The sequence below is a fragment of the Herbivorax alkaliphila genome (genome assembly GCF_030848475.1).
Classification (GTDB): Bacteria; Bacillota; Clostridia; order Acetivibrionales; family Acetivibrionaceae; genus Herbivorax.
This window is the reverse complement of the sequence record NZ_JAVDDS010000015.1, coordinates 63803-74104: the sequence shown is the minus strand read 5'-3', so window position 1 is coordinate 74104 and position 10302 is coordinate 63803. Positions and strand designations below refer to the sequence as shown.

The following is a 10302-nucleotide window of genomic DNA, read 5'->3' as shown; positions in this document are numbered from 1 at the left end:
TTAAGTATCGTCTATGATTTTAAAATTATTGATTATGAAATACCAATACCAATAAAAAAAGAAGACTTTGAAAGAGTACGTATAGATAAAAAAGTTAAGCTTGATCAGGGAATTCTTCATATTAAAGAACTGGTATTGGGTTCTGTGAGTACCAGACTCAGATATGAATATCTGCCATCAGATAATGATAATGTTGTAAGTCTAAATCCTAATATTAAAATGTTTGTAAACAATCAGAAGTTTTCAACAAGCAGTTGTGATTATGGTCTTTCAGGAGAATTAAAATTTCCTATTCCTTTAGAGGCAAAAGATTTGGATAATGTAAAATTTGAAATTGTTAATGTTGAAATAGAAAAAGATTTCGATCAAACTATTCATTTAGATTGTGAAAATTTAGTAAGCTCTCACGAATTAGAAGGAGCTCAATTGTCTGTAGACAGAATGGAAATAGTAGATGGATCAACATTTATAGATATAAGTGTTAATGAAGGAACCCGAAACTATTACGATTTTCATATATCACCAGATTTCCATATACCGCCATATGTTTTTGGAAAAAGTGTTGTTACATCAGGTGGTATAGAGTTTACAAATAAGGAACTTGAAAATAAACATTATAATCAACAATCCATGAATACATCCGATTATACAAAAACTATTGTAAGAAAGAAGATAGTTATAGAGGGAGAACATAAACAAATTAATCTAATAATTAATAAGCTAATTATAAAAGAAACATGTGATGAAACATTTAGGATAAAGTAGAGGTATTAATTAAATAAAAAAGCACAATGTAATAATTATATAAAAATATGGTTTTGTCTAATGCAGTAACCAAGTGTAATTTTATGTAGTAAGGCACCCAATTTTGGGTGCCTTACTACATAAAATTACAAACAAGTTATTAGTTCTTCATATTGAATATTTTGACAGGAGGTTTATAACTAAAAGAGAAGGCAATGACAGAACAGCATGAACTAAATTTCATGAGATACCAATAAAAATATAAATTGACTAACCTTATTCAGCCTTTCTTCATATAATAAGTATCATAAAATGAAGGAGGTAATTTGATGTGTGGCATTTTAGGATGGATAAATCATGAATCCGATTTAAGAGCAAATATTGATGTTATCAAAAATCAACTAAAAACTTTATCAAGGAGAGGTCCTGATGAAAGTGGTGTTTTTGAATGTAAACACGCCCTTTTAGCTCATGGAAGACTTACAGTTGTAGACCCTGAAGGTGGAAAACAACCTATGACAAAAGTTATTGGAAACAATAAATATACGATAGTTTATAATGGTGAGCTATATAATACAGAGGAAGTACGTAAGCTGTTAATGGTTAGAGGATATGCTTTTAATACTTATTCTGATACAGAGGTATTGCTGGTAGCATTTATTGAATGGAAAGAGGAATGCTTAAAATATATTAATGGTATTTATGCATTTGCGGTATGGAATGAAACTGAACGATTATTATTTTTAGCACGTGACCCCTTAGGAGTAAAACCATTATTCTATACAATAAAAAATAATTCTCTTCTATTTTCTTCAGAAATAAAAGCATTATTGAAGCACCCATATATAGAACCAGTTGTGGCTAAAGAAGGGTTGTTAGAAATTTTTGCATTAGGGCCTGCTAGATCACTGGGTGGTGGAGTATTTAAAGATATTAAAGAAATTCCACCAGCACATTTTTTATTATATTCTCATAGCAAAACAAAATTAGTTGAATATTGGTCTTTAGAAGCTAGAGAACACGAAGATGATTTAGAAACAACAGTTAGCAAAACCCGTGAATTACTTGTTGATGCCATTGAAAGACAATTAGTAGCTGATGTTCCAATTTGTACTTTTTTGTCAGGTGGTCTTGACTCAAGTGCAATATCAGCGATATCGGCAAAGTACCTTAAAAGGCATAAGCGTGGATGTTTAGATACATACTCACTTGAATACCTTGAAAATAGTAAGTACTTTAAAAAGAGTTTATATCAACCTGATTCTGATGACTACTTTGTTGATATTATGACCGAATTTATTGGTAGTAATCATCAAAAAATTGTTTTGCAAAATCATGATTTAGCAACAGCACTTATTGATGCGGTAAAAGCAAATGATTATCCTGGTATGGCAGATATAGACTCTTCGATGTATTTATTTTGCAAAGAAGTACGAAAAAAACATACTGTTGCGTTATCAGGTGAATGTGCCGATGAAATCTTTGGAGGATATCCATGGTATACTAATCAAGAAAGATTTGATTTAAGCACATTTCCTTGGGCACAGTCATTAGACATTCGCAAGACCTTAATAGGGGGAATAATCAAAGATCTACCCATTGAAGAATATGTACAGGAAAAATATTTACATAGTGTTAGGAGAGTACCCAAATTACCAGGCGAAACACCTGAAACAGCTAAAATGCGAGAACTTTACTATCTAAATATAAAATGGTTTATGGTAACTTTACTTAACCGTAAGGATCGTATGAGTATGTCTAATAGTCTTGAGGTGCGTGTTCCATTTGCTGATTATCGTATTGTTGAATATGCCTATAATATACCTCGAGAGATGAAATTATTAGATGGTCGTGAAAAAGGTTTATTAAGAAAAGCATTAGTTGGTATTTTACCTGAAGAGATTATATATCGGAAAAAGAGTCCCTACCCAAAAACTCATCATCCTACATATACAGATGCTGTGCAATCAATAATGTATAAAATATTAAATGATAAAACTTCACCAATTTTGCAACTTATAGATGTTGATAATGTTAAAGAATTTGTTGAAAGTAAAGGCAAAAGCATTCAAAAACCTTGGTTTGGCCAACTTATGACGGGACCACAAGTGATGGCGTATTTAATTCAACTTAATACTTGGCTTAAAGATTATAATGTCATATTAGATATTTAGGTGAAAGTGGGGACGGTTCTTAGGTGAAAGTGGGGACGGTTCTTGAATTGAATTTTGGAGTTTGATATAATCAATATAGCAAACTTGAAAGGAGAACCTTGTATGCCAAGGATTTCAAGAATTAAAGGAGAATTTTCAACATATCATATTATAATGCGTGGAAATGAAAGAAAAAAAATCTTTTTATCCGATGATGACAAAGAAAGGTTTATTTACACATTAAAAAGGATGAAGGACAAATATAACTACATAGTTGAGGCATATTGCCTAATGGATAACCATGTTCATTTGTTGATTAACGACAACGGAAATGATATTTCAAAGATAATGAAAAGCATTAACGTAAGTTATGTGAATTATTTTAATCGTAAGAATAAAAGAACAGGACACTTATTCCAAGATAGGTTTAGAAGTGAACTGATTGACAACGATAATTATTTACTGGCTGTAAGTGCCTATATTCATAAGAATCCTGTAAAAGCAGGTATTGTAAAAATGCCTGAAAAATATAAATGGAGTAGTTACAATTATTATATTGGTAATGATAAAGAAAAAGATAATTTTGTTGAAAATGAGCGTGTTTTATCCCTGTTTTCAAATCAAAAGAAAACAGCATCCATTGATTATCGAAACTATGTTTTACAGTTTGAACCAATGTACAAGATTCTAGATATTGAGGAAGACATGTTTTTGTACCTAAAAGAAAATAATACTGAATATATTGATTCTTTTGAAACGGCTCAGCGATTAGTTCAAAGGGAACTTGAGCTTAAGGGTAAAACCTTTGAAGAGATGAGTAAAGACAAAGAGTTTAGATTAGAGTTACTCAAAAAGTTGAGAAAAAATTCAAATTTATCTCTAAAAGAAATAGGACAGATATGTGGCGGAGTGTCCCAATCAATGGTTTGTAAGCTGCTAAAACAGTAAAAGTGAACTCGTTTAGTTAAAGCTAAACATAGAGACTTCATGTGGAGACTCAACTCCACCTTATAGAAGCTGGGATTTTAGAATAAGATTAAAATTCAATTCAAGAACCGTCCCCTAATTGAATAGGAGGTAGCAGAATGATAAAAACTTTGGCAAAAAGCATCAGAGAGTACAAGAAACCAGCAATTCTTACACCTATTTTTGTAATGCTTGAGGTTTCATTTGAAGTTATGATTCCCTTTATCATGGTAAATTTAATTGACCAGGGAATTGATGCAGGAAATATGAATGTAGTTTTTAAACTTGGTGGTTTTCTACTTTTAGCAGCTTTTATGGCTTTAATATTTGGTGCTCTTGCTGGAAAAACTGCAGCGGTGGCGTCAGCAGGATATGCAAAAAATTTAAGACAGGATATGTTTTATAATGTTCAAAAATTTTCTTTTTCAAACATTGATAAGTTTTCAATGTCTAGTATTATTACAAGGTTGACAACTGATGTTACAAATGTGCAACATTCATGTCAGATGGCTATAAGAATGGCTGCTAGAAGTCCTATTATGATTATATTTACTCTAATTGCAGCTTTTAATATAAATAAAGAACTTTCTATGATATTTTTGGCAGCAATACCTGTACTAGGTACGGGACTTTTTTTTATAATAAGATTTGCGTATCCTGTATTTAGAAAGGTGTTTAAAACTTATGACAAGCTTAATAATATGGTTCAGGAGAATTTAGGGGGAATGCGAGTTGTAAAGGCATTTGTAAGAGAAGACTACGAGAGAAAGAAATTCTCAGACATATCAAAAGAAATATATGAAAAGTTTACAAAGGCAGAAAAAATCCTTGCATTTAATATGCCTCTTATACAGTTTTGTATGTTTGGTTCAATGATTCTTTTGTCTTGGTTTGGTGCTAGAGCTATAGTGGCATCAGGAAATAATGCTGCACTTGGTTTGACTACAGGTCAGCTTATGAGCCTTATGACTTACGTTATGCAAATTCTTATAAGTCTTATGATGCTTTCAATGGTATTTGTAATGATAACCATTTCTAGAGCTTCTGCAGAAAGAATATCTGAGTTGATAGAGGAGGAAACTGATCTTAAAAATGAAAAAAATCCAGTATTTCAGGTACCAGATGGCAGTGTTGAATTTAGGGATGTAAGCTTTTGTTATTCTAACAAGGCTGACAAAATGACGCTAGAGAACATAAATCTTAATATAAAAAGTGGTGAGACTGTAGGAATAATAGGAGGCACTGGTTCATCAAAGACAAGTCTTATTCAACTTATTCCAAGGCTCTACGATGCTTCAAAGGGTGTTGTAAAAGTTGGTGGGAGAGATGTAAGGGAATACCACTTAAAGACTCTTAGAGACCAAGTAGCGGTAGTGCTCCAAAAAAACGTACTATTTTCAGGGACTATAAAGGAAAATCTAAAGTGGGGAGATGAAAATGCCAGAGATGAGGAAATTAAAAAAATGGCAAAAATCGCTCAGGCGGATAGTTTTGTAAAGGAGTTTCCTGACAAGTATGACACGTATATTGAGCAGGGGGGCAGTAATGTTTCTGGTGGTCAAAAACAGAGACTTACAATTGCCAGAGCCCTTCTTAAAAAGCCAAAAATAATTATTCTAGATGACTCTACAAGTGCTGTTGATACAAGGACAGATGCATTTATAAAAAAGGGATTTGGTGAAGATATACCCGATACAACAAAAATTATAATTGCACAGAGAGTTACATCAGTTCAGGATGCTGATAAAATTATTGTAATGGATAATGGTAAAATTACTGCAATAGGCTCACATGAAGAACTTTTGGAAAATAGCCGGATTTATAGAGAAGTTTACGAATCCCAGGTGAAAGGAGGAATGCCAAATGTCTAAGCCGATGAATGGAAAATCTCGTGCTATGGGGGCACATAATATAAAGGATTTAAATAAAAACACAGTAAAGAGATTGTTGTCCTATTTAGGTCTATATAAAATAAAAGTGATATTGGTTATTGTTTCAATTATTTTCAGTGCAGTTGCAGCAGCAATCTCCTCTTTATTTTTAAAGACTCTTATAGACGATTATATAACCCCCATGTTGGTGGAAACTGTGCCTGACTTTTCAGGGCTTTTTAGAGTTATTTTATTTTTAGCTGGTATATATATTATTGGTGTTCTTGCATCACTTTTTTATACTAGAACTATGGTCAGTATATCCCAGGGAGTTCTTAAAAGGATTAGAGATGAGATGTTTTCTAAAATGCAGAGTTTTTCAATTAGGCACTTTGATTCGCACAGTCATGGAGATCTTATGAGCCACTATACAAACGATATTGATACTCTTCGTCAGATGCTTTCTCATAGTCTTCCACATTTATTTTCATCTGTAGTAACAATAGTAGCCGTAATGGCATCTATGATATATTTAAGTTTTTGGTTGAGTGGATTTGTTATTTTGTTTGTATTTATTCTTCTTAAAGTTGTGAAAAAAATTGCGGGGAAGAGTGGAAGATTTTTTGTTGAACAACAAAAATCACTTGGAGATTTAAATGGATATATTGAAGAGATGATTAATGGATTAAAAGTTGTAAAGGTTTTTAACCATGAGGAAAAAGTTATAGATGACTTTGACAGAAAGAATGAAAATCTTTGTGATAATTCTACTAAGGCAAATATGTATGCTAATATTTTAATGCCGATTATGATGAATTTAGGTTATGTATTATATGTTCTTCTTGCAATTGTGGGAGGTGCACTTGCAGTAAGAGGAGTTCCAAATGTTAGCATTACTGGGATGGATGTTGTGACTATTGGTATGATTGCATCATTTCTTCAGCTATCGAGAAATTTTGTTCAGCCAATTGCACAGGTATCCCAACAACTTAATGCGGTTGTTATGGCTATTGCAGGAGCTGAGAGAATATTTGAACTAATGGATCAAGAATCTGAGTCAGATGAGGGCTATGTGACCTTAGTAGATGCAAAGTATGAGAATGGAAATTTGGTAGAGGCTGATCACAGGACTGACATATGGGCGTGGAAGCATCCACATAAAGACGGAACTATAACCTACACACCTCTTAGGGGAGAAGTAAAGTTTTATGATGTAGATTTTGGATATAATGTTGATGAGCTTGTTCTTCACGATATATCGTTATACGCAAAACCGGGGCAAAAGGTAGCATTTGTCGGAGCCACAGGAGCAGGAAAAACCACTATTACTAACTTAATAAATAGATTCTATGATTTGGTAGATGGGAAAATTAGATATGATGGAATAAACATAAACAAAATTAAAAAAGGTGATCTTAGAAGGTCTCTTGGAATGGTTCTTCAAGATGTAAATTTATTTTCAGGAACTGTTATGGATAATATCAGATATGGAAAACTGGATGCAACAGATGAAGAATGTATTGAAGCTGCAAAATTAGCAAATGCGGATGGCTTTATAAGGATGCTTCCAGAAGGCTATAACACAGTTCTTGCTGGAGATGGTGGTGGACTTTCCCAAGGACAAAGACAGCTTTTATCCATTGCAAGAGCGGCTGTAGCAGATCCCCCTGTAATGATTCTAGATGAGGCAACGTCTTCAATAGATACGAGAACTGAAGCAATTGTACAAAAGGGAATGGATGCTCTAATGAAGGGAAGGACTGTTTTTGTAATAGCCCATAGACTTTCAACAGTGCAGAATTCAGATGTAATAATGGTGCTTGAAAAGGGAAGGATTATTGAAAAAGGAAGCCATGAAGAGCTTGTAGAGGAAAAGGGGAAGTATTACCAGCTTTACACAGGTGCATTTGAACTGGATTAGCAATATATTTTTACTTATATATATACTGAGAAGTTACAGAAACCATTGTATCATCAATACGAGAAAAGCTTGGAATTGATAAGCCTAAAAATGATTTTGATTAAAGATTATTATACTTCTAGATAGATGCATAGTTGAATAAGAATCAACTATAGATTATTATAAAATAAGATGTTGCAATAAGTAGATAAAGATATGTCAAAATTTATTTTAAGGGTGAGGGTTATGAGGGAGAATAGAAAATTTAAAAACAACCAATTAATAGAAAAAGCTGTTCCCTTTTCCAGTCAGAAAAAGTGGATACAAAAATTATCACCTATTTGGCTGGTACTATTACTGATTGGTCTGTTTTTGGTAGCTCAATTGATTGTTTTGCCAATTACAATTCCACTAATATTATTTTTAGAGTCTACAGATTTTTTAAATGAGTTAGAACCTCTAATTGGAGAAACTTTAGATTTTACGCTAATTCTTATAGCTTCTTTTATAGGAATTCATCTTACAATGTTTTTGTGGGTTAAGTTTGTAGAAAAAAGACCTTTTAAATCTATTGGTTTATGGGGAAAGAAAAAAATACTTAAGTTTTCTACTGGCTTTATGTTAGCTGTATTATCCATGACAATAGCGGCATTGTTGGTTGTAGTATTTGGTGAAGGAACCATTAATGAAGGTTCAACACGTGTAGTAGGAATGACAGCACTACCTTATATTATAATTGTATTATTGGGATGGTTTGTTCAGGCTTCGGCTGAAGAAGTGTTGTTTCAAGGTTGGTTTATGCCTAAAGCAGCAAAGATGTATTGCCCTGTTTTAGGAATTTTTATGAGTGCAGTTATGTTTGCATTATTTCATGGCTTGAATCCTGGGATGACATTATTACCTTTTGTTAATCTAATGCTCTACGCTACTTTTGCAGCGTTATATGCTATTTATGAAGAAGGGATTATGGGGATTATTGGATTCCATATTGCTTGGAACTGGGCTCAAGGAAATCTTTTTGGTCTTGAAGTATCAGGTATGGAAAGTATTAGTGCCACTTTAGTGAATGTGACTGTTCAATCACCTAATATTTTTACTGGTAGAGACTTTGGGCCAGAAGGTGGGCTTGTTGTTACAATGCTATTGGGGCTTAGTATTTTAATAGTTGGAGTATTGTTGAGAAAAAAGGCATATGAGAAAACAGCTACTTAAAAGAATCCTGAGATAATAATATAGCTTAGTACAACAGGAAGAATAAATTTAACAACAAAGGACCATTGTCTCCCAAGGGGTACTTTGTTATCCTGTTTTTGCATTTCTTCAATGGTTGATTTTGGTTTCCATACCCAGCCTATGAATAATGCTGTTAGCAGACCTCCAACAGGTAATAGTATTCTTGATGAAAGAGAATCCATAAAATCTAAAATGGGCTCTCCAAATATAGTATAATTTTCCAAAAGACCTGTTGACAATGATGATGGAATTCCCATTAAAAAAGTAATAAATCCTGTTATTATAGATGCTTTTTTCTTACTCCACTTAAAGGTTTCTGTAAAGTATGCAACAACAACTTGAAGAAGAGAGATACCAGAAGTAAGAGAAGCAATTAAAAGAAGTATAAAAAACAAAGTGCCAAAAAAGTTTCCAAGAGGAAGAGCACCAAATATAAGGGGAAGAGTAATGAAAATTAAAGGCATTCCTACATCAGGCTGAACTCCATAGGCAAAAACAGCTGGTATGATAACAACTGCAGAAATAATGGCAATAAAAACATCTGAAAAAGCAATTATTACACTGTTATAGGGGATGTTTTCACTATCATTTAAATAGCTTCCATAAGTAATGATAGTTCCCATTCCAAGACTTAGACTAAAGAACACCTGACCTAATGCACTAAGTATAGTAGGTATTGTAATTAAACTCCAATCAGGCTTAAAAAGCCATTTGATTCCTTCAGCAGCACCCTCTAAGGTGATGCTTCTAAAAACAAGGATCAGCAATATTGCAAAAAGTATGGGCATGAGGATTTTGCTTGTTTTTTCAATACCTTTGTGAATTCCGAGCATTACTATAGAGATGACCATAACCATAAAAAGTCCATGCCAAAAAAGAGGTACAGATGGGTGAGATACAAGTGATTCATATGTATGTGATATCTCTTGAGTATCTAGGTTGTTAAATTCACCTGAAATAAATTTAACTATATATGCCATTACCCATCCTGAGATAACAGAATAAAAAGATAGTATTACAAAACCTGAGGTCACACCTATAACTCCTGTTATCCACCATTTGCCCTTGGGATTTATTTTTTTAAATGTGGCCACAATGTTACTTTTTCCTCGTCTTCCAATAGCAAGTTCGCCAATCATTAGTGGTATACCAATGCCAAAAATAATTAAAAGATAAAGAAGTATGAAAGCACCACCACCGCTTTGACCTACTACAGTGGGGAATCTCCAAATGTTTCCAAGGCCTATTGCACTTCCTACCATGGCTAAAATAAAGCCTGATCTTGATCCCCATTTCTCACGATTTTCATTCATTACATTTGCTCCTTTATTATATGATTTGTCAATATCTAAACTTAGTATGTGTATTTGTTTGTTTATTTTATACACTTGCCATCACTTTTTTAAATTGAGCAAATTTCAAAAAGGGCGGAAGA

Annotated in this window: 8 protein-coding genes; 7 read left to right on the top strand and 1 reads right to left on the bottom strand. The window is 33.1% G+C overall.

Translation table 11 applies throughout. The annotated features are described in order from the left end of the window. From RBH29_RS07490 to RBH29_RS07465, 7 genes are all read left to right on the top strand, one after another. On the top strand, nt 1-765 hold a 765-nt coding region (locus RBH29_RS07490; protein ID WP_306696150.1), incomplete at its 5' end, for a hypothetical protein. A 103-nt stretch (nt 766-868) separates the two neighbouring features. Continuing rightward, nucleotides 869-976: a SelB domain-containing protein gene (locus RBH29_RS17845; protein ID WP_373463304.1), complete on the top strand. Its 108-nt coding sequence runs from the start codon at nt 869-871 to the stop codon at nt 974-976. Nucleotides 977-1073: 97 nt separating this feature from the next. Next, a complete protein-coding gene (asnB, locus tag RBH29_RS07485; RefSeq protein ID WP_306696149.1) occupies nt 1074-2918 on the top strand; it encodes an asparagine synthase (glutamine-hydrolyzing) in 1845 nt (614 codons plus the stop codon). Nucleotides 2919-3020: 102 nt separating this feature from the next. Continuing rightward, entirely contained in the window at nt 3021-3845 is an 825-nt protein-coding gene (locus tag RBH29_RS07480) for an REP-associated tyrosine transposase (RefSeq protein WP_306696148.1), read from the top strand. Between the two features lie 137 nt (nt 3846-3982). Continuing rightward, nucleotides 3983-5734 (top strand): ABC transporter ATP-binding protein, encoded by a 1752-nt coding sequence (locus tag RBH29_RS07475; protein ID WP_306696147.1) that lies wholly within the window; start codon nt 3983-3985, stop codon nt 5732-5734. Then, nucleotides 5727-7655 carry an ABC transporter ATP-binding protein gene (locus RBH29_RS07470; protein ID WP_373463303.1) on the top strand — a complete coding sequence of 643 codons (1929 nt, stop codon included), beginning with the start codon at nt 5727-5729 and terminating at the stop codon, nt 7653-7655. Before RBH29_RS07475 ends, RBH29_RS07470 begins: the two co-directional genes overlap by 8 nt. A gap of 225 nt (nt 7656-7880) precedes the next feature. Then, the gene (locus RBH29_RS07465; RefSeq protein ID WP_306696146.1) at nt 7881-8846 is read left to right on the top strand and encodes a CPBP family intramembrane glutamic endopeptidase; all 966 of its coding nucleotides are present in this window, start codon (nt 7881-7883) and stop codon (nt 8844-8846) included. Here RBH29_RS07465 and RBH29_RS07460 read toward each other — a convergent pair. Next, nucleotides 8843-10180 carry a sodium-dependent transporter gene (locus RBH29_RS07460; RefSeq protein WP_306696145.1) on the bottom strand — a complete coding sequence of 446 codons (1338 nt, stop codon included), beginning with the start codon at nt 10178-10180 and terminating at the stop codon, nt 8843-8845. The two genes, RBH29_RS07465 and RBH29_RS07460, sit on opposite strands and share 4 nt — an antisense overlap. Between the last annotated feature and the right edge of the window lie 122 nt (nt 10181-10302).